This window comes from Leucobacter luti (genome assembly GCF_004217175.1).
Lineage (GTDB): Bacteria > Actinomycetota > Actinomycetes > Actinomycetales > Microbacteriaceae > Leucobacter > Leucobacter luti.
The window spans coordinates 218,054-240,630 of the sequence record NZ_SHKI01000002.1 but is presented as its reverse complement, the minus strand read 5'-3'; the positions used below and the strand labels follow the sequence as shown (position 1 = coordinate 240,630).

22 protein-coding genes are annotated in these 22,577 nt (G+C 71.8%); 6 read left to right on the top strand and 16 right to left on the bottom strand.

The window, feature by feature from the left end; all coding sequences use genetic code 11:
* Positions 1 to 423 precede the first annotated feature (423 nt).
* From EV139_RS01090 to tilS, 10 genes are all read right to left on the bottom strand, one after another.
* Positions 424 to 1,158, bottom strand: a complete 735-nt coding sequence (locus EV139_RS01090; protein WP_130452472.1) for a DUF2520 domain-containing protein — start codon at positions 1,156 to 1,158, stop codon at positions 424 to 426.
* Positions 1,155 to 3,185, bottom strand: a complete 2,031-nt coding sequence (locus EV139_RS01085; protein WP_241988931.1) for a PH domain-containing protein — start codon at positions 3,183 to 3,185, stop codon at positions 1,155 to 1,157. Before EV139_RS01085 ends, EV139_RS01090 begins: the two co-directional genes overlap by 4 nt.
* Complete coding sequence (locus tag EV139_RS01080) at positions 3,182 to 3,712, bottom strand: PH domain-containing protein (protein ID WP_420029129.1); 531 nt, start codon at positions 3,710 to 3,712, stop codon at positions 3,182 to 3,184. Before EV139_RS01080 ends, EV139_RS01085 begins: the two co-directional genes overlap by 4 nt.
* A gap of 60 nt (positions 3,713 to 3,772) precedes the next feature.
* Entirely contained in the window at positions 3,773 to 4,285 is a 513-nt protein-coding gene (locus EV139_RS01075; protein ID WP_130452471.1) for a DUF3180 family protein, read from the bottom strand.
* Entirely contained in the window at positions 4,272 to 4,844 is a 573-nt protein-coding gene (gene folK / locus EV139_RS01070; RefSeq protein WP_130452470.1) for a 2-amino-4-hydroxy-6-hydroxymethyldihydropteridine diphosphokinase, read from the bottom strand. Before folK ends, EV139_RS01075 begins: the two co-directional genes overlap by 14 nt.
* Complete coding sequence (folP, locus tag EV139_RS01065; RefSeq protein ID WP_237465645.1) at positions 4,841 to 6,112, bottom strand: dihydropteroate synthase; 1,272 nt, start codon at positions 6,110 to 6,112, stop codon at positions 4,841 to 4,843. Before folP ends, folK begins: the two co-directional genes overlap by 4 nt.
* On the bottom strand, positions 6,112 to 6,708 hold the full coding sequence (folE, locus tag EV139_RS01060) for a GTP cyclohydrolase I (protein ID WP_130452469.1): 597 nt from the start codon (positions 6,706 to 6,708) through the stop codon (positions 6,112 to 6,114). Before folE ends, folP begins: the two co-directional genes overlap by 1 nt.
* Positions 6,709 to 6,713: 5 nt before the next feature.
* Positions 6,714 to 8,942, bottom strand: a complete 2,229-nt coding sequence (ftsH, locus tag EV139_RS01055; RefSeq protein ID WP_130452468.1) for an ATP-dependent zinc metalloprotease FtsH — start codon at positions 8,940 to 8,942, stop codon at positions 6,714 to 6,716.
* Between the two features lie 143 nt (positions 8,943 to 9,085).
* On the bottom strand, positions 9,086 to 9,646 hold the full coding sequence (hpt, locus tag EV139_RS01050; protein ID WP_130452467.1) for a hypoxanthine phosphoribosyltransferase: 561 nt from the start codon (positions 9,644 to 9,646) through the stop codon (positions 9,086 to 9,088).
* A 34-nt stretch (positions 9,647 to 9,680) separates the two neighbouring features.
* On the bottom strand, positions 9,681 to 10,832 hold the full coding sequence (gene tilS, locus EV139_RS01045) for a tRNA lysidine(34) synthetase TilS (protein ID WP_130452466.1): 1,152 nt from the start codon (positions 10,830 to 10,832) through the stop codon (positions 9,681 to 9,683).
* Between the two features lie 118 nt (positions 10,833 to 10,950).
* Here tilS and ppa point away from each other — a divergent pair, with 118 nt between their 5' ends.
* On the top strand, positions 10,951 to 11,445 hold the full coding sequence (ppa, locus tag EV139_RS01040) for an inorganic diphosphatase (protein WP_130452465.1): 495 nt from the start codon (positions 10,951 to 10,953) through the stop codon (positions 11,443 to 11,445).
* An 82-nt stretch (positions 11,446 to 11,527) separates the two neighbouring features.
* On the opposite strand, the gene EV139_RS01035 is transcribed toward ppa, so the two are convergent.
* Positions 11,528 to 12,916, bottom strand: coding sequence for a M23 family metallopeptidase (locus EV139_RS01035; RefSeq protein ID WP_130452464.1), 1,389 nt, complete (start codon positions 12,914 to 12,916; stop codon positions 11,528 to 11,530).
* 166 nt (positions 12,917 to 13,082) lie between these two features.
* Positions 13,083 to 13,535 (bottom strand): MarR family winged helix-turn-helix transcriptional regulator, encoded by a 453-nt coding sequence (locus EV139_RS01030; RefSeq protein ID WP_130452463.1) that lies wholly within the window; start codon positions 13,533 to 13,535, stop codon positions 13,083 to 13,085.
* A gap of 84 nt (positions 13,536 to 13,619) precedes the next feature.
* On the opposite strand from EV139_RS01030, the gene EV139_RS01025 reads away from it, so the two are divergent.
* The gene (locus EV139_RS01025; protein ID WP_130452462.1) at positions 13,620 to 13,910 is read left to right on the top strand and encodes a hypothetical protein; all 291 of its coding nucleotides are present in this window, start codon (positions 13,620 to 13,622) and stop codon (positions 13,908 to 13,910) included.
* A gap of 31 nt (positions 13,911 to 13,941) precedes the next feature.
* Here the strand turns inward: EV139_RS01025 and EV139_RS01020 are convergent, their stop codons facing one another.
* Entirely contained in the window at positions 13,942 to 15,117 is a 1,176-nt protein-coding gene (locus EV139_RS01020) for an acyl-CoA dehydrogenase family protein (protein WP_130452461.1), read from the bottom strand.
* Between the two features lie 120 nt (positions 15,118 to 15,237).
* On the opposite strand from EV139_RS01020, the gene EV139_RS01015 reads away from it, so the two are divergent.
* The gene (locus tag EV139_RS01015) at positions 15,238 to 16,152 is read left to right on the top strand and encodes a carbonic anhydrase (protein ID WP_198677402.1); all 915 of its coding nucleotides are present in this window, start codon (positions 15,238 to 15,240) and stop codon (positions 16,150 to 16,152) included.
* Here EV139_RS01015 and EV139_RS01010 read toward each other — a convergent pair.
* The 3 genes from EV139_RS01010 to EV139_RS01000 all read right to left on the bottom strand — a co-directional run bounded on the left by EV139_RS01010 (position 16,080) and on the right by EV139_RS01000 (position 18,680).
* Positions 16,080 to 16,598: an aminoacyl-tRNA deacylase gene (locus tag EV139_RS01010; protein WP_130452459.1), complete on the bottom strand. Its 519-nt coding sequence runs from the start codon at positions 16,596 to 16,598 to the stop codon at positions 16,080 to 16,082. The two genes, EV139_RS01015 and EV139_RS01010, sit on opposite strands and share 73 nt — an antisense overlap.
* Before the next feature lie 179 nt (positions 16,599 to 16,777).
* Positions 16,778 to 18,133 (bottom strand): MFS transporter, encoded by a 1,356-nt coding sequence (locus EV139_RS01005; RefSeq protein ID WP_130452458.1) that lies wholly within the window; start codon positions 18,131 to 18,133, stop codon positions 16,778 to 16,780.
* Positions 18,134 to 18,236: 103 nt separating this feature from the next.
* Positions 18,237 to 18,680 carry an Lrp/AsnC family transcriptional regulator gene (locus EV139_RS01000; RefSeq protein WP_241988930.1) on the bottom strand — a complete coding sequence of 148 codons (444 nt, stop codon included), beginning with the start codon at positions 18,678 to 18,680 and terminating at the stop codon, positions 18,237 to 18,239.
* 172 nt (positions 18,681 to 18,852) lie between these two features.
* Between EV139_RS01000 and pdhA the strand changes: the two genes are divergently transcribed.
* From pdhA to EV139_RS00985, 3 genes are all read left to right on the top strand, one after another.
* Positions 18,853 to 19,962 (top strand): pyruvate dehydrogenase (acetyl-transferring) E1 component subunit alpha, encoded by a 1,110-nt coding sequence (gene pdhA, locus EV139_RS00995; protein ID WP_130452457.1) that lies wholly within the window; start codon positions 18,853 to 18,855, stop codon positions 19,960 to 19,962.
* Between the two features lie 122 nt (positions 19,963 to 20,084).
* A complete protein-coding gene (locus EV139_RS00990) occupies positions 20,085 to 21,056 on the top strand; it encodes an alpha-ketoacid dehydrogenase subunit beta (protein ID WP_130452858.1) in 972 nt (323 codons plus the stop codon).
* Positions 21,053 to 22,513 carry a dihydrolipoamide acetyltransferase family protein gene (locus EV139_RS00985; protein WP_130452456.1) on the top strand — a complete coding sequence of 487 codons (1,461 nt, stop codon included), beginning with the start codon at positions 21,053 to 21,055 and terminating at the stop codon, positions 22,511 to 22,513. Before EV139_RS00990 ends, EV139_RS00985 begins: the two co-directional genes overlap by 4 nt.
* Positions 22,514 to 22,577: the final 64 nt, after the last annotated feature.

Genomic DNA, 22,577 nt, shown 5'->3' with positions numbered 1-22,577 from the left:
GAGTGTGCGGCTTCACTCTCGTCTCCCCCTGCGAGTGGCGGATCCGTGCACGACCGTGCGGCTCCGCTGTCGCGACGCCGGCCCGGCGCAGCTCAGCCCAGCCCGGCCCGGCCCGGCCCGGCCCACGAGCGTGCGGCTCCACGCACGAGCGGGGAACTCTGTTCCCACCGCGGAGGCCCTCACCTCCCACGAGCGTGCGGCACCGCCCTCACCCCGGAAGCCCTCACCTCCCACGAGTGGAGGATCCGCGCACGAGTGTGCGGCTCCGCTGTCGCAGCGAAGCCGCACACTCGCCACGAAGCCGCACACTCGTCGGGCAGGGTGCGGCCGGGGCAGGGCGGCCGGGGGCAGGGGCGGCCGGGGGCAGGGCGGCCGGCGCGAGCACGGCGGGCCGGGGCAACCGCGGGCAACCGCGGAGCGGGGTCAGTGGTTCGGCAGGTCCGGCGGGAAGTCCTCGCCGGCGTCGCGGGCCGCCGCGGCAAGGAGCTCCTCTTCGACCGCCGCCCGCACCACCCCGCCGGCGAGCTGGTCCGGGCGCTCGATCCCGAGCTCGCGCAGCGCGTCGGTCGCCTGGCGCACCACGGCCCGGGACAGCTCACCCGCCGCGGCGATCGCGTCCGCGTACGCCGCGCGGTCCTGCTCGCGAACGATCACGGGCTCCGCCCCCATCTCCACCGCGAGCGCCTGCCCGATCGGGAGCACCGGCGCGGGCGCCGTAACGGCAACCGTCGCGCCGGACAGCCGCGCGAGGTCAAGGCTGGTCCCGGTGAACACGATCGCGGGGTGCAGCGCGATCGGAATCACACCAATCGCGAGCGCGGGCGCGAGCACCGCCGTGCCAAACTCTGGCGCGGTGTGGATCACCAGCTGGCCCGGCTGCCAGGCCCCAGTCGCGGCGAGGCCAGCGACAAGACCGGCAAGCTCAGACCCGGGAACCGCGAGCAGCACGAGTTCCGACCGGCGCACCACCTCCGGCACCTCGAGGATCGGCACCCCCGGGAGCATCCCCTCGGCGCGCTCCCGGCTCTCCTCGCTGACCGCCGAGATACCGGTGATCGCGTGACCGGCTCCGGCCAGCGCACGCGCGAGCACGGGGCCCACCCGGCCGGCGCCGACGACCCCGACGCCGAGGCGCGACTCCTGCACGCTCCCGCTCATCGCTCGCCCATCTCGGGCGTCTCCGAGCTCCCGTGCGCGGCCGCCGGAGCCTCCGGGGCCGCCGCACCGTCCGCCCCCGGGGCCGCCGCACCGTCCGCAGCCGGAGCCTCCGGAGCCGCCGCACCGTCCGCCGCCGGAGCCACCGGCGCGCTCGGCAGCACCGGGTCGCTCGGCAGCTCCGGCGCGGCAGACGGATCCGACACGGCGAGCGCAACCGGCATTCCCGGCATTCGCGGCAGCTCGGGCGCGGCAGGCTCGGGGCCGTCGGCCACCCCGGCGTGCGCCCGCGCGATGCGCTCGGCCTCCGCGCCCTGGATGCGCAGCACCGCCGCCGCGAGCGCGTCGAACGCGCCCTGCGCCGCGGGCAGCGCAAGCCCGCGCAGCTCCATCCGCACGGGCCCCAGCAGCGTGTGCGCCTGCACGGACGCGAGCCCGAGCATGCGGTGCACGAGCGGGCGGCGCAGCTGCACTGACTGCGCGCGCACGATTGGCATGATCGACAGCGAGCGGGTCAGTGCTCCGCGGCGAATCCTGAGCGTCGCGTCCTCGCTCCCGAGCCCCTCAAGTTTGAGGCCCGCGCGCGAGCGCCCCCACCAGAGCACCCAGCCCGAGCTGTGTCCGGCGCCGAGGAAACCGGTGCCGGGCCCCGAGAGCGCGTCGCGCAGCGCGGCGATCTCCGCTTCGTCGTCGCCGATGCCGGGCAGCAGCGTGTCGAGCACGCGCAGCACGTCCGCCTCGGTCCCGACGGGGAGCACCACGTTCTGCGACGCGTTTTGCCCGGCCTGCGCCGCGGAGTGCCCCGCGGTGGTGATCCGCACCTTCCACCAGCCGAGCGGGCGCCAGAACAGCGGCTGGCGCGCCTCCACCGCGTGGATGCGGCCAAACGGGATCGACTCGGTCATCGTTGAGGTGAGGCCGGCGCCCGTGCGCACGGTGTCGCGACCGCGCGAGAGCGTGAAGTTGAAGCCCTTGTTGAACTGTCCGAACATCACGCCGGCCATGACCAGGATCATCGGGATGATGCCGAGGATCAGCACGGGCGAGAGCAGCGCACCGCCCACGATCACCACAACCAGGATGCCGACGAGCCAGACGGCCTCCCAGCTCAGCGCGATGCTGCCGAGCAGCCGGCCGACCGGCACCTTCACGAGCGTGTTGCGGGCGAGGGCCGCCGGGTCCACGTCCGAGTCCGCGAAGTCCTGCGCGCGCGCCGCGAGGCCCGCGGCGTCTGGCGCGTACACGTAGCCGTCGTACCCGACCGCCCCGGGCGCCTGGATCTCGGAGATCGGCTGGGCGGCGGCCTCGTCGCCACGGCGTTTCTCGGCGGCGCGGCGCAGGATCTGCTCGCGCACCGTCTTCGCGTCCTGGTGGCCGAGGTAGGCGAGCTCCACGGTGCCGCCCTGCCCGCCGGTCACCACCTCAATCTTGGTGAGGCCCAGGGCGCGCGCGAGCAGCGGCCGCTGCAGGTTGACGCTCTGGATCCGCTCGAGCGGCGCCCGACGGTGGTTGCGGAACAGCACGCCGTTGCGCGCCTCGACAGCCTCCGCTGCAATCCGGTAGGTGGTGAAGCGCCACGACACCCAGGAGAACGCAACGATGAGCACGATGACGAGCAGCACGCCGCCGAGCACGAGCAGCAGCAGCCCGCGCTCGATCACGTAGTCGATCATGTCCGACTCGTTGATGATCTCGGACTGGCCGCCCTCCTCCACCAGCTGTCCGGCGAAGAAGAACTCGACGAGCCGGTCACGGAAGTTCGCGATCACGATGCCGGCGACCACGAGCAGCGCGAGCCCGCCGCGCAGCAGCGGCGACAGCGGGTGCATGCGGCGCCAGCCGTCGGCGTCTGCCTTGCCGCGCGGGGCCGCCACCGAAGCGGCCGCAGCAGCGAGATCCGCGGACGGGGCGGTCGCACCGGCGGGGTCCGCGGACGGAGCGGCCGCAGCAGCGGGATCCGCGGCGACGGGCACCGGCTGGGATTCCTGGGTCGACTCCGGATCCCCCGGAAGATCGTGCGGGGTACTCACAGCCCGGACCGCCGGGTCTCTGCGAGCGCCACGAGCCGGTCGCGCAGCGCCTCCGCCTCGGCGACGCGCAGGCCCGGGAGCTGCACGCCCGTGGCCGCGGACGCGGTCACGAACTTCAGCGTGGCGAGCCCGAGCGCGCGCAGCAGCGGGCCGCGGGTCACGTCAACGAGCTGGAGCCGGCCGTAGGGCACCGCGACGATCCGCTCGAACATGATGCCGCGCCGGAACAACAGGTCGTCCTCGCGCAGGATGTACCCGATCGCGCGCACCCGCCGGAACGCGAAGAGCGCGTTGACGAGCAGGAGGAGCACCACGGCGGAGAGGATCAGGAGGGGCACGAGCGGCTGCTCCCCCGCGTTGGTGAGGATGATGATCCCGATCACCAGTCCCGCGCCGATCACGAGCGCGAGATTGACGATGAGGTCTGCCCACGCGTAGGAGGGCGATACCCGCTGCCACTCGGCATCGCCGTGCGGCCACGCGGGGTTCGGGGCGGTCTCGTCCTGCGGCATGGCGTCTGTAGTCACGCTCCCCAGCCTAGAGCCTGGCGGGCCGTTTGGTTCCGCCCCCGGAATCGGGGCTGCGGCCTAGGGCTTGCGGTAAGCCGCCTGCCCCGTGGGCCCCGGCTCGGCCTCGCCGGAGTCCGTGCCGTCGCCGTCGCCGGGCGGGATCCGGCAGAGGTGCTCGGTGATTGCCGCGCACACCACGAGCGCGATCCCCGAACCCAGCACGAGCAGCATGGGCAGCCACAGCGAGATCGGGGCGGGCACGGTGCGGCCGAGCAGCGAGAGCGCGAGGCCCCCACCGAACCCGCCGAAGAGGCCGCCGACGAGCTGCGCGGCGCGTGCCGTCGCGAGCAGGCGCACCGCCGAGAACGGGTTGACCGGCCGGGCGCCCTTCACGACCGCGCGACGCAGCCGGATCCCGAGGGTGAGCAGCAGCGCCGCGATGAGGGTGAGCATCACCGCGAGCGAGAGCGGCGGCACGAACGGGGCGGCGCCGCGGCCGGACTGGGCGAACTGCACCACGAGCCCGATCGCGATGCCCATTGCGGCCGCGGCGATCGTGGCGAGTGGCCGCATCGGCTCATCGCTGCGCATCGCGCTCCTCAGCATGGGCGGCGGGATCAGCGTGGGCGGCGGCGGACGCGGCAGCCGGGTCGCTGAGCGGCAGGGTGGTGTCGCCCACGCGCGCGAGCAGCTCGGCCACGCGGCCGTGCCCCATGAGCACGGCGTTCGGATCGAGCGCGAGCCACGGCGAGAGCACGAAGTCCCGCTCGTGCGCGCGGGGGTGCGGCACGGTGAGGCGGTCGTCGCGGACGACGCGGCCGCCGTAGAGGATGATGTCGATGTCGAGCGTGCGCGCCCCCCAGCGGACGTCGCGAACGCGGCCGTGCGCCGCCTCGATGCGCTGCAGCTCGTCGAGGAGCGCGTGCGGGGAGAGCGTGGTCTCCGCGGTCGCAACCCCGTTGAGATAGCGCGGCGCGTCCGGATCCGGCCCGGCGCTCGTGAGCGCGATGGTCTCGCGGAGCGGGGACGCGCGCAGGTTGCGGATCCCCGCGGCGCGCGCGAGCTCCCGCTGCGCCGCCTGGATCGTCTCGCCGCGGTCGCCGAGATTTGCCCCGAACGCGAGGAGCACGGGAACGAGCTGCGCGATCACGAGCTGGCCTCGCGCTCGACGGTGACGGCGACGTCCGCGAAGACGGCGTCGATCGGGGCGTCCGGCTTGTGCACGGTGATCCGCGCCGCGCGCACCCCGGCGAAGCCGAGCGCGACCCCGGCCACCCGCTCGGCCACGGTCTCGATGAGGTCGACCGGATCGCGTTCAACGGCGCCAACGATCGCCTCGGCGAGCTCGCCGTAGTGGACCGTCTCGGCGAGGGCGTCCCCCGCGGCGGCGGCGCGCAGGTCGACGCGCACCTCTGCGTCGATGATGAAGCGCTGGCCGCGGTCGCGCTCGAAGTCGAACACGCCGTGGTGCGCGAACACCTCGAGGCCGGTGAGGGTGATGCGGTCGTTCGAGGCGGAACCCGCGGGGACCGACGGCGCGGCCGAAGCCGCCACGAGGCCCGGGCCCGCGGGGGCGGGTCGCCCGGCCCGCCACGCCGCCGTCACGGCGAGCGCCTGCACGGTGCCGGGGACATCGTGGACGCGCACGCCCCAGGCGCCTGCCTGAGCGGAGAGCGCGCTCACGACCGCGGTTGCCAGGTCGCGCGGGTCGCTGCCGGTCGACGCTGCTGCCGGGGTCGCGGCGAGCACCTCGGTGAGCATGCGCTTGCGCGAGGCGCCCACCAGCACGGGGTAGCCCAGCGCGGCGAGCGTGTCGAGCTGGGCGAGCAGCCGCCAGCCGTCGGCGCCGGTCTTGTCGAAGCCGAGGCCCGGGTCGAGCACGATGTGCTCGGCCGCCACGCCGGCCACGATCGCCGCGGCGGCGCGCACGGCCAGCGCGTCGCGCACCTCCGCGACCACGTCACCGTAGTCTGAGCGCGCCTGCGCCGGGTCGGGGATGCCCCGCCAGTGGCCAATGATGAAGCGTGCCGCGTGCTCTCGGCTCGCGGCGGCCGCGACGCGGAGCATGTCCGGATCGTGCGCGCCGCCGGAGACGTCGTTAATGAGGCGCGCGCCCGCGGCGATTGCCGCAGCCGCGGTCTCGGCATGGATTGTGTCGATCGAGATCGTGACGCCCTCGGACGCGAGCTGTTTGATAGCGGGAATCGTGCGCGCAAGTTCCGCCGCGACGGGAACCGGGGTGGCCCCGGGGCGAGTCGATTCGCCCCCAACATCGACGATGTGGGCGCCCTGGGCGACGAGCTGCCGGCCGCGGTCGATCGCCGCCGCCGTGGAGTCGTAGACGCCGCCGTCGCTGAACGAGTCAGGGGTGACGTTGAGCACCCCCATCACGAGGGTGGGAGCGAGCTGGTCCGGCATCACGCCGCGCCGCTTCCGCCTGCCGCCCCGCGTCCAAGCAGCGCGAACACCGCGGCCTGCTCGCGCGGGTCTGAGAGCGAGCCGCGCGAAGCGACGGTGGCGACCGTGGCGTCGATCTGTCGCACGCCCCGGTCGGCCACGCAGCCGTGACTGGCTTCGAGTACCACGAGTACGCCGAGCGGGTCGAGCCCGTCGGCGAGGGTCTGGGCGATCTGCTCGCCCAGGCGCTCCTGGACCTGCGGCCGCGCGGCGAGCACGTCGACCACGCGCGGGATCGCGCTGAGGCCAACCACCCGCTCACCGGGCCGATACGCGATGTGCGCCCGGCCGCGGAACGGCAGCAGGTGGTGCTCGCACACCGAGCGCAGGGAGATGTCGCGCACGAGCACGAGCTCACCCGTGTCTGCGCCCACCGGGACCGCGTCGCTGAGAAGGGCCGCCGGATCCTGCCCCACGCCAGCGAAGAACTCCGCGTACGAGTCGGCAACCCGGCCCGGTGTGCTCGCGAGCTCCGCGCTGTCCGGGTCCGAGCCGATTGCGCTCAGCAGCTCCCGCACCGCCGCAACGATGCGCTCACGATCGACGGTCTCACCCATCTCGTCTACCGGGAGTCGCCGCGGTCGTCGGCGTCGTCTGCGGGGCGCACGCCAAGGTTGCGCGGCGGCTCCGTCGAGTCGGGTGCGGCGGGCGCCGACGTCGGCGCTGTGTCGCCGAGGGGCGGCACGGGCTGCCCCGGCGCGGCGGGCGTCTGGTCGCCGTAGGGCGACGGGTCCGCGGCGCGCTCGCCGGCATCCGGTGCGGGGGCTGCGGTGGCGGCGTCGGCGGGCGCAGCGGGCGCAGCGGGATCGCTGTCCGCGGGCACCTCGGCGTCGGCGACGGCGAGCACGCCGTCGGTGCGCAGCACCGCAGGCACGTCGATCGGGGGCCGGTTCGAGACCGGCCGGTCGCCGTGCGAGAGCCAGATCGGCCGCTCAGGGAGCTTCTGCACGTCGTGGAAGATCTCCGCGATCTGGTTGTGATCGAGCGTCTCCTTTTCGAGCAGTTCGCGGGCGAGCCGGTCGAGGACGTCGCGGTTCTTGACGAGCGCGTCATAGGCCTCGTTGTGCGCCTGTTCGAGCAGCGCGCGCACCTCGGTGTCGACAGACACGGCGACGCCCTCGGAGTAGTCGCGGCTCTGGCCGAACTCGCCCATGAACGCGCCGGGCTGCGCCTGACCGAGCTTCACGGGGCCCACCTTGGCGGACATGCCGTACTCGGTGACCATCTTGCGCGCCGTGCTCGTGGCCTTCTCGATGTCGTTCCCCGCGCCGGTGGTCGGGTCGTGGAACACGAGCTCCTCAGCAACGCGGCCGCCGAGCGCGTAGGCGAGCTGATCGAGCAGCTCGTTGCGAGACACCGAGTACTTGTCTTCGAGCGGGATCACCATTGTGTACCCGAGCGCGCGGCCGCGGGGCAGGATCGTGATCTTGGTGACCGGATCCGTGTGGTTGAGGGCCGCGGCGACGAGCGCGTGACCGCCCTCGTGGTAGGCGGTGATGAGCTTCTCGTGGTCCTTCATCACGCGCGTGCGGCGTTGCGGACCGGCGATCACGCGGTCGATCGCCTCGTCGAGCGCGCGGTTGTCGATCAGCTGCGCGTTCGAGCGGGCCGTGAGCAGCGCGGCCTCGTTCAGCACGTTCGCGAGATCGGCGCCCGAGAACCCGGGGGTCTTGCGCGCGACCACGGCGAGATCCACGTTTTTCGAGAGCGGCTTGCCCTTCGCGTGCACCTCGAGAATCTTGAGTCGGCCCGGCATGTCGGGTGCGTCGACACCGATCTGCCGGTCGAAGCGGCCCGGGCGCAGCAGCGCCGGGTCGAGCATGTCGGCGCGGTTGGTCGCCGCGATCATGATCACATTGGTCTTCGGATCGAAGCCGTCCATTTCGACGAGCAGCTGGTTGAGCGTCTGCTCGCGCTCGTCGTGGCCGCCGCCCATGCCCTGACCGCGGCGCTGACCGACCGCGTCGATCTCGTCGATGAAGATGATGGCGGGCGCGTTCGCCTTCGCCTCCTTGAAGAGGTCACGGACGCGGCTCGCGCCAACACCCACGAACATCTCCACGAAGTCAGAGCCCGAAATCGTGTAGAACGGGACGCCGGCCTCGCCCGCGACAGCGCGCGCGAGCAGGGTCTTGCCGGTGCCGGGCGGGCCGTAGAGCAGCACGCCCTTGGGGATCCGGGCCCCCACCGCCTGGAAGCGGGTGGCGTCCTGTAGGAAGTCCTTGATCTCGTGCAGTTCCTCGACAGCCTCGTCTGCGCCCGCCACGTCGGCGAAGGTGACCTGCGGGGTCTCCTTCGAGACGAGCTTCGCCTTCGACTTGCCAAACTGCATCACCCCGCGGCCGCCGCCCTGCATGGACGAGAGCATCCACCACAGCAGCAGGCCGATGAGGAGCAGCGGAAGCAGGAAGCCGAGCAGCGACCACAGCGGGTTCGGCTGCGGCACTTTGTCGGTAAAGCCGTCCTTCAGTTTCGCGTCGGTGACCGCCTCGACCACTGATTCGCCGCGCTGCGAAACGTAGTAGAAGTAGACCTCGTCGGCCCCGGCCTTCTTGTCCATCTTGGTGAGCGTGAGATTGACGCGCTGATCGCCGTCGATGATCTCAGCCTGCTTCACCTTGCCGTCGGCGAGCATCTCGAGGCCCTGCTGCGTGGTGACCTCGCGCACGTTGCCGCCGGAGAGCAGCGACCAGCCGAGGAGCACGATCAGCGGAGCGAGGATCAAGTAGAGAAGCGGGCCGCGGAACAGCTTCTTGCTCTTCGACGCGCTCTTCGGTGAATTCTCTGCCAAGTCAGGGCCTTTCGAGATAGGCGTGCCAGGGAACCCCGGCCGTTGCAAGCGTAGCCAATACCTCTGACTTCGCCCTGTACACACTCGCTTGTCCGCTCAGGGCGCAGGCGAGAATCGGCCCGGGTGGCCCCGGGCCGAGCGCGCTACTCCCCCGCGCCGTACACGTGCGGTGCGAGCACCGCGACGTCGCGCAGGTTGCGGTAGTTCTCCGCGTAGTCGAGCCCGTAGCCGACCACGAACTCCACCGGGATATCGAATCCGACGTACGCGACGTCGACCTCGACCTTGAGGGCCTCGGGCTTGCGAAGCATGGTGCAGATCCGCACCGACTTCGCACCGCGGGTCTCGAGGTTGTCCTTCAGCCACGACAGGGTGAGCCCGGAGTCGATGATGTCCTCGACGATCAGCACGTCGCGGCCAGAGATGTCGGCGTCAAGGTCCTTAAGGATCTTGACCACGCCGCTCGACTTCGTGCCTGCCCCGTACGAGGACACGGCCATCCAGTCCATCTGCGCGTGGAAGCGGAGCTCGCGGGCCAGATCGGCCATCACCATCACCGCACCCTTGAGCACACCGACAAGCAGCGGCGGCTCGGTCGGGTAGTCGGCCTCGATCTCGCGGGCCATTTCCGCGAGTCGGGCGAGCAGTTCTGCTTCGGTGTGCAGTACAACGGTGAGGTCATCCCCCAGGTGTGTGGCGTCCATGCAGCTATTTTAGACCTGACTACTGGACGAACACTCACTCCCCGGGGGAAGCGACGCCCGGCTCGTCCGTGCGACCCCGACGCGGCGACCCGATCTGCGCGCTGAACCGCAGCTCTCCCCCGGCTCGGGTCACACGAATCCCGGGCACGAACACCGGCCCCTGACCGCGCCAGTCGCTGACGAGCGCGGCGACCGTCGCGGTGTGTTCGCGGCTCAGCTGCGCACCGAATCCCGCGTCTGCCGCGCGCCGGATCACGCGGTTGCGGATCGCGGGCGCGAGCGCGGCGAGCGCGGCGGCATCGAGCCGCACCGTCGCGGCGCCGGGCGCGGACTCACCGGGCACGGCCGCATCGGGCCCGGTCTCGCCGGGCAGGGCCGCACCGGGCACGGTCTCGCCGGACGACGTCACGCGCACCCGGTCGAGCGCGGCCGCCGCGAGGGCGTCGAGCGCCGCCGCGTCCTCCGCCGCGAGGTCCGCGGTGCGCGCGAGCGCGGCGGCGACGCCGGGGCCCAGCTCAGTTTCAAGGATCGGGAGCACACGTTCCCGCGCACGGACGCGGGCGAACGCTGGATCGGCGTTGTGCGGGTCGTGCCAGGCCGTGAGCCCGAGCCGCGCGCACGCCCTGCTCGTCGTCTCGCGGGTAATCTCCGGGGTCGCGACGACGAACGGCCGCAGCAGCACGCACTCCGGGGTGAGCTGCCGCACCGGGGGGATTCCCGCGAGGCTGCGCAGCCCCGAGCCGCGAACGAGCCCGAGCAGCACCTGCTCGGCCTGGTCGCTGCGAGTGTGCGCGGTGAGGATCGCTGCTGCCGCGGTCTCGACGGCGACCTCGGCGAACGCGGCGTACCGCGCAGCACGCGCCGCGTGTTCGGGGCCGCCCGCGCTCGCCACACGCACCTGCCGCACGAGCACTGGATCGAGCCCGAGCTCACCCGCTTGCGCCGCCGCCCGCGCCGCGACGTCGTCGGATCCGCGCTGGAGGCCGTGATCCACGATCACGGCACCGGCGCGCACCCCGGATCCGGCAGCGACCTCCGCGAGCGCTGCGGCGAGGGCGAGTGAGTCAGCTCCCCCGGAGAGCGCGACCAAGACGAGGGGCGGTGCGTCGTCTGCCCGCGGTGGCAGCCCGGCGAGCGCGCGCCTGACCGAGCGGCGCGTGTCGAGGAGCGGTCGATCCGAGTGCATGCGTTCAGCGTATCCGGCGGCGCCCCGAGGTTCAGCCCGCGTCGGGTACCCTGGGGGCTGCACCAATTCGCTGGGTCGGGCGCCGCCCACCCGCAACCACTAATTCGAAGGAGCGCGCATGACCGCAGCATTCGACGCCGTCATCGAGATCCCCAAGGGGAGCCGCAACAAGTACGAGATCGACCACGAGACCGGCCGGGTGTACCTCGACCGCGTGCTCTACACCGGCTTCGTGTACCCGACCGACTACGGCTTCTTCGAGGAGACCCTCGGTGAGGACGGGGACCCGCTCGACGTGCTCGTGCTGCTCGACTACCCGGTCTTCCCCGGCGTGGGCATCAAGGTCCGCCCGGTTGGCGTGCTCAAGATGAGCGACGAGGCCGGCGGGGACGACAAGGTCATCGCTGTGCAGCACAAGGATCCGCGCTGGGCGCACATCCAGGATGTCGCCGACATCCCGGAGTACACCCGCAAGGAGATCGAGCACTTCTTCGAGCACTACAAGGATCTTGAGCCGAACAAGTGGGTCAAGGTTGACGCGTGGGGCTCCGCGGCTGACGCTGAGAAGCTCATCGTGGAGGCGCAGGAGCGGCTCGCGGCCGAGGGCCACTAACCCTGAGAGCACGCAAAAGGGCCCGGGATCGAATGATCCCGGGCCCTTTTGCGTTGCCCCGCGGTGAGGCGTGAGCCGCGGCCTAGTAGAAGTTGATGTAGTAGGCCGGGTTCACGAAGCCGTACCAGCCGTTGTCCTGGTTCGGCCGCATCTCGAAGTGCAGATGGCAGCCCGAGCTCGCGCCCGTGGTGCCCACGTAGCCGAGGAACTGGCCGGGCTCCACCCACTGGCCGGGCGACACGGATGCCCACTCTGCCATGTGTGCGTAGCGGGTCTGCCAGCCGCTCGGGTGGTTCACGGTGACCATGTTGCCGCCGCCGCCGCCGTCCCAGTAGGTCATCGCGACCGTGCCGGCCGCCGCCGCGACGATCGGCGTGTAGCAGCCGGCCGCGAGGTCGATGCCCGTGTGGTTGGGGCGCCCGGGGGGCGCGAAGCTCTCGGACACGTAGCTGTACGCGGTCGGGATGATCCAGCCGTTCGAGGCGCCGCCGCCCCCGCCACCGCCGGAGTTGCCGCCGCCGCCACCGCCACCGCCGCCGGAGTTGCCGCCGCCGCCACCGCCGCCGGAGTTGCCGCCCCCGCCACCGTTATTGGCGTTGTTCGCGGCCTCCTCCTGCTGGCGCTGCAGCTCAGCCTGCTGGCGCGCGTACTCCTCGGCGAGCTTGCGCAGGCGCTCCTCCTCGGCCTTCCGCTGCTCCTCTTCGATCCGGAGCCGCTCCTGGTAGCCGGACACCGTCTTGGTCGTGGTGTCCTTGAGCGCCGCGAGCTGGGCTTCGAGCTCGGTCTGCTGCTTCTCCTGCGCCTGCACCTGTTCGCCCTGGGTGGTCACGGCCGCCGCGGCAGCGTCTTCCTTTTCCTTCTTCTCAATGCGCAGCGCCTCGCGCTCCTGCTCTGCCGCCTTCGCCTGCTTGCCCAGCGTGTCCGCCGTGTTCGCGGCCTGCTCGGCCTCTTCCGACAGGCTCGTGTTGCGCTCGGTCGCCTTCGACATCGAGGCCAGGCGCTCAAGCAGCGCGTCGGCAGTCTCGGCGTCTGAATCGAGGAAGAGTTCCATGCTGCGGTCGACGCCGCCGGAGCGGTACATCTGCGCCACGAGCACACCGGCGCGGTCGGCGGCCTCCTCGGCCTCCTTGCGGCTCTGTTCCGCCTGCGCGTTGAGCGTCTCGGCCTTCTCCGCCGCGGCCGCGAGGTTCGCCTCGGCCTGGTTCAGCTCTTCGATGGTGGTCGAGTGCAGATTGCGCAGCCGATCGAGCTCTTTCTCGCCCTCGGCGATCAGATTCTCAATCTCGGTGACCTTCTTCGCGGCGGTCGACTGGTTCTGCTTGGCGGCCTGCACGTCCTCCCAGGTGGGCAGGTCGAGGGCCTGCGCCGGGGCGCTCGTGAGCTGTCCGCCGATGAGCATGCCGCCTGCGATCGCGCACACTCCGACCAGGCCGACCGCGCGTCTCGCCCAGCCGTTCTTCCGCTTCTGCATTTCGCCTCGCATCCAGTTCCAAGTTCCGAATCCGGGCACCCGCAATGCGGTACCGGGCAGAACATTCCACCTTCACGGTAGCATCCGCATCGGGTCGGGTTCGAGGGCACCCCGAAAAGGACGCGATTCGGCGGGGAGATTCAGCGTTCGCGAGACGCCGGAGGCACTAGCCCGGCTCTTCGAGCGAGCGCTGGCTCGCCTCGATCAGCTCGAGCATCGAGCGGTGCAGTTCGGCGAGCTCCTCGGGGGTTTTCTGCAGCCGCGCAGCCATCTCGATCGGCACCTGCCGCGCGCGCTCGCGCAGCGCTTCGCCCTCTGGGGTGAGCGTGATCTCGAGCCGCCGCTCGTCTGCCGCGCTGCGCTCCCGGCGGGCCAGCCCCTGCGCCTCAAGCCGCTTGATGAGCGGCGACAGCGTCGACGCCTCCTGGTGCAACAGCCGGGCAAGCGTGCTGAGGTCGAGCGTGCGGTGTTCCCAGAGCGCGAGCATGACGAGGTACTGGGGGTGCGTGATTCCCAGCGGGTCGAGCACCGGCTTGTACGCCGCGACGATTCCGCGCGAGGCGACGGTGAGCGCGAAGCACACCTGCCGCTCCAGGGTGAGGGGATCGGGCGAACTCATACTGCCATTTTCGCAGATTCGAACGAGTGGCGTATCATTCATTCGTGCCCTAATGATTGGTGCATGGACTGATGGAGGATGAGCATGACGAACCAGGCTTCCGGCCCCACCGCCGAACAGGCAGCGCCGGCGCACGAAAGCCACGCCACGCAGCACGCGCCGTTCGTCCCCACCCCAAATCCGCCGATCTCAGCAAGCACGATCATCGGCTTCATCATCTCGGCGGTGCTCGTCTTCGGCGGCTTCTACCTCATGGGTCTCGCGTTCAGCGTGCCCGGGGCCGAGATCTGGCTCTTCGCGGGCGGGCTCGGAGTCGACGCGCTCGGGCTCTGGATCGCGTTCGGGATCATCCCCGCGCTCACCGACCGCGAGTAGCGCCGCGCCCAGCGACCGCGAGTAGCGCCGCCTACGCTTCGTCGAGCAGCGCCGCGGCGAACAGGGGGCGCGCCGCGTCTGCGGCGGGCGGGTGGAACATCCCCGCCGCCGCGTCGCGGTACAGGCGACCGGCCTCGTGTTCGCTGTCAAACCCGGCGCCGCCGGTGCACTGCAGCGCGACCTCCGCTGTGCGGCGCGCGAGCGCCGTCGCGTGGAGGCGCGCGGCCACCAGGCGGGGCGACCAGCCGGCGCCGTGGTCCACGAGCTCGTCGAAGTCGCGCGTCGTCGCGTCGAGCAGCGCCGGGACCACCAGGTAGTCGAGGTGGGCATCGGCGAGGCGCACTCGCGATTCAGGCACCGCGTCGAGCGTGGTGCCGTGCTTTGCCGAGCGGCGGCGGCGCAGGCCCGCCGCGGCGACGTCGAGTGCGCGCCGCGCCACCCCCGCATACACGGACGCGATGAGCAGCTGGAAGTTCGCGGCGATCGCGAACGGCAACAGGTCCGGGCCAGGGCCAACGGGCAGCCGCCGGATCACGCGCTCCGCGGTGAGCGGCACGCCGTCGAGCCGGGTGGCGCGGCTCTGCGAGGCACGCATCCCGAGCACATCCCAGTGGTCGGACACGGTGATGCCGGGTGCCGATCGCTCAATGAAGCCGAACACGAGCTCCGGCTGATCCGGGTCCGACGCGTCGACGCCGTGGGTCATGAGTCGTGTCCAGACCGGGGAGAGCGACGTGAAGATCTTGGTGCCCGTCAGCAGGTAGCCGCCGTCCGGTTGCGGCTGCGCCGTCGTTGTCGAGTCGGAGAGCACCCAGTCGTTGCCGGGCTCGCTGATCCCGAACGCAAAAATCTCCCCGGCCATGGCCTCGTCGAACACGCGCGCGAGCGAGTCGTCGCCGCGCTCCCGCATTGCGCGCGCCACCCCCACGCACATCAGGTGCATATTGATCGCGAGCGCGGTGCCCGGTGCGGCTCCGGCGAGGCGCTGCTGCAGACGCGATACCTCGTGCAGCGTGAGACCGGGGCCGCCGAACTCCTCCGGGACGAACAGCGTGAGGTAGCCCTGCGCGCGCAGCTCGGCGAGATCATCCGCAAAGAACGCGTTCTCCCGATCGGTCGCCGCCGCGCGCCCGCGGATGCGCTCGATCAGCGCATCGGGCAGGAACCGCTCCGCGAGTTCTGCGTGCCGCGTCTCTCGATCCGCCATGCCGTGCCTCCCTGTCGTCGCCGCCGGCGCGCACACGGCGCAGACCCGGGCCGCGCGCGGCGTGCGCGCCAGACGCCGCAAGTCTAGCCACCCGCGCCGAGAGTCCTTACGATGCTGTGCATGGGGGAATCAGAGCTGTCACCGTCGGAGCCGCGCGACCGGCTCCTGCAGATCCGCTGGGTCGCGCGTTCGGACCGGCCGGCGCCGATCGAGGCGCACTCGCCGGCCGAGGCGCTCGATCTCCTGAACCGCGGCAGTCGCGGCTTCGGGGCGCTCGGCACGACGGGCGGCTACGTGGAGATGCGACTCGACCCCGAGGCGCTCGGCTTCGTCAACGCGTCAGACGACGACGGGATCCTCAACCAGGAGCCGTTCGCCGCGGTGCTCAGCTGCTCGGACGCCCGCGTGCCGATCGAGCTGGCGCTCGGCCGCGGCGCGAACGACCTGTTCGTGGTACGGATCGCCGGCAACGTGCCCGGCGCGGAGTGCCTCGGCAGCCTGCACTACGCCGCGGCCCACCTGCCGCGCGTGCAGCTGTTTACGGTGATCGGCCACTCGCAGTGCGGGGCGGTCACCGCGGCCGTCGACGCGCTCCTCTTCCCGGAGACGTACCCGGACATCGCCGCGCTCGCGCCGCTGCGCGAGATCGTCGACTCGCTCTTCGGCGGGGTGCGGCTCGCCGCGTACGCGCTGCAGCTCGCGACCGGGACTGCGACGCTGGTCGCGGCCGCCGAATCGCCGCGCCTGCGCGAAGCGCTCATTGGGCTGAGCGCGCTCGCGAACGCGGCGCTCAGCGCGCAGGTGGTGGCGCGCAACCTCGAACGCCCGGCCGCATTCGGGGTCTACAACCTCACCCAGCGCACCGTCGGGTCAATGCGAGCCGGCGGGTGGGAGCCGGGTTTGCGCATGGTGGGCGACGCGGACGCCGGACTGCGCGAGACGCTGCGCGAGGCGGCGCTCGGCTACTTGGCGGCCGCGGGTGTCGACCCCGCCGCCGACGGGTCGACCGAGAGGTCGGCAACGACCGCGTCGTAGGCCGCCGCGAACTCCGCCGCGTCGACGAGCGCCGCGAAGGCGTGTGAGCCGGAGCCGAGCGCGATCCGCCCCGCCGCGAGCGCGGTGTCCAGGTATACGGGCCAGGCGCTGCGCGCCCCGACCGGTGAGATCGTGCCGCGCTCGTAGCCGGTGGCCTCGAACGCGGCGGCGGCGTCCGGCAGCGACACCCGGTTCACCCCGAGCAGCGCGCGCAGCTTGGGCCACGAGAACTGCGCCGCGAGCGGCGCGAGCACCAACGCAAACTCGCCGCCCAGCTGCACCACCACGGTCTTCGCGATGGGTGCCCCACCGACCATCCCGTCGGCCGGCGGCCCGCTCCCCTCGCGCGCCACGAAGTCGACGGCGAGGCCGCGCGCGGCGGCGTCCGCCGCGGCCCGCTCGACCTCGCTCGGGTACGTGTTCTGTGGCCCCACGGTCTCACTCATACGAGCCACACTAGTCGCCGGGCCCGGGGCCGGCCGAGCTCCTGCCGGGGCGGCCGCGGTGCCGGGGACGGTGCCGGGGATCGGCGCCGCGCCGAGCACTGCGGGGGGGGGCACCGCGCCGAGCGCCCCTCGCCCACACGCGGAACGCCCGGGCGAGGTCTCCCCGCCCGGGCGTTGGGTCACCGGCGCTCGTTCGCGGCGACGACCTCGTTGGAGCGGGTGTGCAGGTTGACCCCGCGGGTCTCCTTCACGAGCGACACCGCAATCAGCGAGACGATCGTGACGCCGAGAATGTACGCGCCGATCGTCCACGACGCCCCGGTCGCACCGAACACGAGGTCGGCAATCATGGGGGCGAACGCGCCGCCGAAGATCGCACCGATCGCGTAGCCGATCGAGACGCCCGAGTAGCGCACGTCTGCCGGGAACATCTCCGCGTACAGCGACGCCTGCGGGCCGTAAGAGAGGCCGAGACCGATCGTCATGATGAACAGCGCACCGAAGTACATGAAGATGTTGCCGGTGTCGATCATGAACCACATCGGGATCGCCCAGAGGCCGAGCAGCACGTAGCCGATCTGGAAGGTGCGCACGCGGCCGATGCGGTCGGAGAGGATGCCGCCGTAGAGGGTGAAGATGAGCCAGCCGAAGGACGCGAGGGTGGTCGCGAGCAGCACGGGCGGGCGCTCAAGCCCGAGCCCGCCGGCCTCGACGTCGCGGGTGGCGTACGTCGCGAAGAAGGCGATCAGCAGGTACCCGGCGGCGTTGTTCGCGATGAAGATCAGCGCGGCGAGAATCACCTCGCGCGTGTGCTTCGAGAACAGCGTCTTGAGCGGCGCGGCCGACTCGCCCTTACGTTCCTGCAGCTCCTTGAACACCGGGGACTCCTCAACCGCGCGGCGGATGAAGTAGCCGACGAGGATGAGCAGGATCGAGAGCAGGAAGGGGATGCGCCAGCCCCAGGTGAGGAACTGCTCCTCGGTGAGCACGGTGGTGATGACCCACATGCTCGAGGTCGCGAGGATCATCCCGAGCGGGACGCCGATCTGCGGGTACGCGCCGAAGAAGCCGCGCTTGCCCTTGGGCGCGTGCTCCACCGACATGAGGGCGGCACCGCCCCACTCGCCGCCGGCTGAGAAGCCCTGCAGGATGCGCAGGAGGATGAGGAGCACCGGTGCGGCGATGCCGATCTGCGCATAGGTGGGGAGCACGCCGATGAGGGCGGTGGCGATGCCCATCATGATGAGCGTGAGCACGAGCATCCGCTTGCGGCCCAGGCGATCCCCCAGGTGACCGGCGACGATCGCGCCGAGCGGCCGGAAGAGGAACGAGATGCCGAGCGAGGCCCACGAGACGATCTGCCCGACCGTCTCGCCTGCGGGTGCGAAGTAGAGGGTGGCGAAGACGGCCCCGGCCGCCTGCGCGTAGATGAAGAAGTCGTACCACTCGATCGTGGTCCCCACGACGGTGCCGGCCAGCACCCGTCGCTCTTCGGTGCGGCGCGAGCGCACGCTCGCCTGGGTCGTTTCAGTCATGTGAACTCCGTTGTTCCTGTGCATCCCCCGGGACATCCTAACCGAACGGTCGGACAGTCACCGAGTGTACATGGCCCCCGCCACCGGCGCGCAACTCGCCAATCTAGGCGGCCGGAATGTTTGGGAAGTCCTCAAAGATGAGCAGCGTCCGCGACGTGCGCACCGCGGGGATCGCCTGCACCTCCTCAAGCACCACCCGACGCAGGTCACGATTGTCGCGCGCACGCACGAGCAGCAGCACGTCGAACTCACCGCCCACGAGCGCAATGTGCTCCACCTCGGGGATCCGCATCAGCCGCGCCCGCGCTTCCTGCCAGGCCGGCTGTTCAACCGAGAGCGTCACGTAGGCGGAGGCGTGCTGCCCAAAACTGACCGGATCGGTGCGCACCGTGAAGCCCGTGATCACCCCGCGCTCGCGCATGCGTTTGACGCGCGCGTGCGCCCCAGCGCGCGAAATGTGCACGGCCTCGGCGATGGTGGTCATCGATGCCCGCGCATCCCGCCGCAGCACCTCGATGATCGCCCGATCTGTCTCGTCCAGTTCCACGTCACTCCCACCGTCACCGCACTCCGTTGTGACTCGCAATCGTACACACTTTTTTGAGTTTTGATTCAGATTGTTCACCAAGCAAGCCAAATGACAAGACGATCATTAGCGTTGGGGCCATACCAGCGCGTCGAAGCGTCTCCTCGGCGCGCGCCAGCTCAAGGAGGAGCCAATGCCCAGGCACATCTCGCCGCAGTCAGCCACGACGCTGCTCCCCCGGGACACCCCGGTGCAGCTCGTTTCGGCGACCGGGGAACACACGCCGGACGCCGACTACCCCGCCCCGGACGACGCGGCGCTGCTCAGCGCGTACGCGGGCCTCGTGTCAGGGCGCCGGATCAACGATCAGTGCAACGCCCTCGTGCGCCAGGGGCGCCTCGCGGTCTACCCGTCGTCAAACGGCCAGGAGGCCTGCCAGATCGCCGCGGCGCACGCCCTGCGCGACACCGACTGGCTGTTCCCCACCTACCGCGACTCGGTCGCAATCATCACCCGCGGAGTTGCCCCGGCCGAGGCGATGGTGCTGCTGCGGGGCGACTGGCACTCGGGCTACGATCCCCACCAGTTCCGGGTCGCGCCGCAGGCGACGCCGCTCGCCACTCAGCTGCTGCACGCGGTGGGGTTCGCGCACGCGGCGAAGCTGCGCGGCGAGGACACCGTAGTGCTCGCGATGTGCGGTGACGGGGCCACGAGCGAGGGCGACTTCCACGAGGCAATGAACTTCGCGGCGGTGTTCAACCTCGCCGTCGTGTTCTTCGTGCAGAACAACGAGTTCGCGATCTCGGTGCCCCTGTCGCGCCAGACTGCCGCCCCCTCGCTCGCGCACAAGGCGATCGGCTACGGCATGCCCGGCCAGCGCGTGGATGGCAACGACGTCGCCGCACTGCTCGCGGTGCTCGGCGAGGCCGTCGACCGCGCGCGCCGCGGGGACGGCCCGAGCCTCGTCGAGGCACACACGTACCGGATGCTCGCGCACACGAACGCCGACGACGACACCCGGTACCGCGAGCACGAGGCGGTGCAGGAGTGGGTGGCGCGCGATCCGCTCGACCGCGTGCGGGCCCTGCTGCGCGAGCGCGGCGCGCTCACTGACGACGCGGAGGCGGCGTTCGCCGAGACCGCCGAGCGCACGGCGGCCGAGCTGCGCGAGACGATGCACGCGGAGCCGCAGGTCGACCCCGAAGACCTCTTCGCCCACGTGTACGCCGAGCGCCCCGCCATGCTCGACGCCCAGTGGCGATTCCTACAGGACGAACTCGACCGAACGGAGGCCGGCGCATGAGCACGGCAACGCTCTCCCCAGCACAGCGCACCGAGCAGCAAACCGCGCAGCGCCCCGGCACGCGCGACGCGAGCGCGTCGAGCACCACCCCGGAGGCGACCCCGGCGCCGGCGGTCGAGACCATGACCATGGCGGGCGCGCTCAACCGCGCCCTCGCGGACGCACTCGCCGAGGACGACCGCGTTCTCATCTTTGGCGAGGACGTCGGCGCGCTCGGCGGCGTGTTCCGCATCACCGACGGGCTCACCGCCCGCTTCGGTGAGGACCGCTGCTTCGACACCCCGCTCGCTGAGTCCGGCATCATGGGCACCGCGGTTGGGATGGCGATGAACGGGCTCGTCCCCGTCGTCGAGATGCAGTTTGACGCGTTCGCGCTGCCGGCGTTCGAGCAGGTGGTGAGCCACGTCGCCAAGCTCGGCAACCGCACCCGGGGCGCCACGCGGCTGCCCATCGTGATCCGGATCCCCTACGGCGGGGGGATCGGCGGCGTGGAGCACCACTGCGACTCGTCCGAGGCGTACTACGCGCACACCCCCGGCCTCACGGTGGTGTCCCCGGCAACCCCACAGGACGCCTACTCGCTGCTGCGGGCGGCCATCTCATCCCCCGACCCCGTCGTGTTCATGGAGCCGAAGAAGCTCTACTGGTCAAAGGGGCCGGTCGACACCTCGCTCACCGCCGAGCTGCGGCGCGCCGAGGTGGTGCGCGAGGGCAGTGACGTCACCCTCATCAGCTACGGTCCGTCGATGCCGATCGCCCTCGCCGCCGCGGAGGCCGCGGCGGCGGAGGGGCGCAGCGTGCAGGTCGTCGACGTGCGCACGCTCACCCCGTTCGACGACGAGACCGTCGCCGCCGCCGTGCGCAGCACCGGGCGCGCGGTGGTGATCGCCGAAGCGCCCGGCTTCGCGAGCGTCGCGTCCGAGATCCAGGCGCGCGTGTTTGAGCAGTGCTTCGAGTACCTCGAGGCGCCCGTCCGCCGCGTCGCCGGCTTCGACATCCCGTTCCCGTCCCCCAAGTTCGAGCACTGGCACCTGCCCGATGTCGACCGGGTACTCGACGCAATTGACTCGCTGCACTGGGAGGACGAACGATGACCACGCAGACATTCATGCTGCCGGATCTCGGTGAGGGCCTCACCGAGGCCGTGCTCGTGCGCTGGATCGTCGCCGTGGGCGACACCATCGCCACCGACGAGCCGATCGCCGAGGTGGAGACCGCGAAGAGCATCGTCGAACTCCCCTCCCCCTACGCCGGCACCGTGCTGGCACTCCACGGCGAGGAGGGCGGGCTGATCCTCACGGGCGCGCCCGTGATCGAGGTCGATGACGGGGCCGCGGCACCAGGTTCGGGGTCGGCTGCGGGGCCGTCCGGCGCGGGCTCCGGCGCGGCGTCGGGCACCGGCTCCGGCTCCGCCGAACACGAGGCGTATCGCGCCGAGGAGCAGGCCGGATCCGGCAACGTGCTGATCGGCTACGGCACCGGGGCGGGCCCCGTGAAGGGCCGCCGCCGCCGTGTCGGCGCCGCGGGCCGGCCCCCGGAGCGCCCGGCCGGCGCCCCGAGCCCGGCGGCGGTCCCCGTGACCGTCCCGGCGGGTCCGAGCGCGCTTGCCGGCGCCGCACCGGGCGCCGCACCCGGCGTCGGCTCGGGCGCGCGGCGCCCAGTCGCGGTCCGCTCGCCCATCGTCCGCCGCCTGGCGCGCGAGCTCGGCGTCGATCCCGCGGGCATCGCGGCGACCGGCTCCGACGGGGCGGTGACCCGCGGCGACGTGCTGCGCGCGGCCGAGGCCGAGCGACCGACGCTCGACACGGGGGCGGCGCTCGCCGGAGCCGCTGCGCCCACGACCGCCGCCGCTCCGCTCCGGGTGGTCGAGACCGAGCGGTTCTCGCCGCTGCGCAAGGCCGTGAGTGCGACGCTGAGCCGCAGCCGCAGCGAGATCCCCGAGGCCACCGTGTGGGTGGACGTCGATGTCACGCGGCTGTGGGAGCTGCGCCCGGAGATGGCGGCGCCGGGGGCAAAAGCGCCCTCCGTCACCGCGCTCTTCGCGAGGTACGTGCTCCTCGCGCTGCAGCGCTTCCCGCTGCTGGCGTCCCGGATCGTCGGCGACGGCGACGAGCTTGAGCGCTACGACGGGGTGAATCTCGGCGTCGCCGTCGACACCGAGCGCGGCCTCATGGTGCCGGTGATCCCCCGCGCCGACACCCTCGACGTTGCCGGGCTGGACGGGGCTCTGCGCGAACTGGCCGAGACCGCGCGCTCCGGCCGCATGCCGCCGGAGCGGATGCGCGACTCGACGTTCACCGTGAACAACTACGGCGGCTTCGGGGTCGACGGCTCGGCGGCGATCATCAACACGCCAAACGTCGCGATCCTCGGCATCGGGCGGATCCTCCAGCGACCGTGGGTCGTCGACGGCGAGATCGTGCCCCGGCGGATCGCGCAGCTCTCCCTCGTATTCGATCACCGCGTGTGCGACGGCGGCTACGCGGCCGGATTCCTGCGCGCGGTCGTGGACCTGTTGGAGCAGCCGCTCACCGCGTACCCTCGGGTGTGACGCGCCCCGCACGCCGGGCCCGGACGGGCCCGGCGTTTGCGTGGAGCCGCCTCGGCACCGTATT

What these genes read in the sequence shown, in the direction of transcription:
- EV139_RS01090 (WP_130452472.1), bottom strand. Translation starts at nt 1,158, where the DNA reads ATGAGCGGGAGCGTGCAGGAGTCGCGCCTCGGCGTCGGGGTCGTCGGC.
- EV139_RS01075 (WP_130452471.1), bottom strand. Translation starts at nt 4,285, where the DNA reads ATGCGCAGCGATGAGCCGATGCGGCCACTCGCCACGATCGCCGCGGCC.
- folP (WP_237465645.1), bottom strand. Translation starts at nt 6,112, where the DNA reads ATGCCGGACCAGCTCGCTCCCACCCTCGTGATGGGGGTGCTCAACGTC.
- folE (WP_130452469.1), bottom strand. Translation starts at nt 6,708, where the DNA reads ATGGGTGAGACCGTCGATCGTGAGCGCATCGTTGCGGCGGTGCGGGAG.
- hpt (WP_130452467.1), bottom strand. Translation starts at nt 9,646, where the DNA reads ATGGACGCCACACACCTGGGGGATGACCTCACCGTTGTACTGCACACC.
- tilS (WP_130452466.1), bottom strand. Translation starts at nt 10,832, where the DNA reads ATGCACTCGGATCGACCGCTCCTCGACACGCGCCGCTCGGTCAGGCGC.
- ppa (WP_130452465.1), top strand. Translation starts at nt 10,951, where the DNA reads ATGACCGCAGCATTCGACGCCGTCATCGAGATCCCCAAGGGGAGCCGC.
- EV139_RS01035 (WP_130452464.1), bottom strand. Translation starts at nt 12,916, where the DNA reads ATGCAGAAGCGGAAGAACGGCTGGGCGAGACGCGCGGTCGGCCTGGTC.
- EV139_RS01030 (WP_130452463.1), bottom strand. Translation starts at nt 13,535, where the DNA reads ATGAGTTCGCCCGATCCCCTCACCCTGGAGCGGCAGGTGTGCTTCGCG.
- EV139_RS01025 (WP_130452462.1), top strand. Translation starts at nt 13,620, where the DNA reads ATGACGAACCAGGCTTCCGGCCCCACCGCCGAACAGGCAGCGCCGGCG.
- EV139_RS01020 (WP_130452461.1), bottom strand. Translation starts at nt 15,117, where the DNA reads ATGGCGGATCGAGAGACGCGGCACGCAGAACTCGCGGAGCGGTTCCTG.
- EV139_RS01015 (WP_198677402.1), top strand. Translation starts at nt 15,238, where the DNA reads ATGGGGGAATCAGAGCTGTCACCGTCGGAGCCGCGCGACCGGCTCCTG.
- EV139_RS01010 (WP_130452459.1), bottom strand. Translation starts at nt 16,598, where the DNA reads ATGAGTGAGACCGTGGGGCCACAGAACACGTACCCGAGCGAGGTCGAG.
- EV139_RS01005 (WP_130452458.1), bottom strand. Translation starts at nt 18,133, where the DNA reads ATGACTGAAACGACCCAGGCGAGCGTGCGCTCGCGCCGCACCGAAGAG.
- pdhA (WP_130452457.1), top strand. Translation starts at nt 18,853, where the DNA reads ATGCCCAGGCACATCTCGCCGCAGTCAGCCACGACGCTGCTCCCCCGG.
- EV139_RS00990 (WP_130452858.1), top strand. Translation starts at nt 20,085, where the DNA reads ATGACCATGGCGGGCGCGCTCAACCGCGCCCTCGCGGACGCACTCGCC.
- EV139_RS00985 (WP_130452456.1), top strand. Translation starts at nt 21,053, where the DNA reads ATGACCACGCAGACATTCATGCTGCCGGATCTCGGTGAGGGCCTCACC.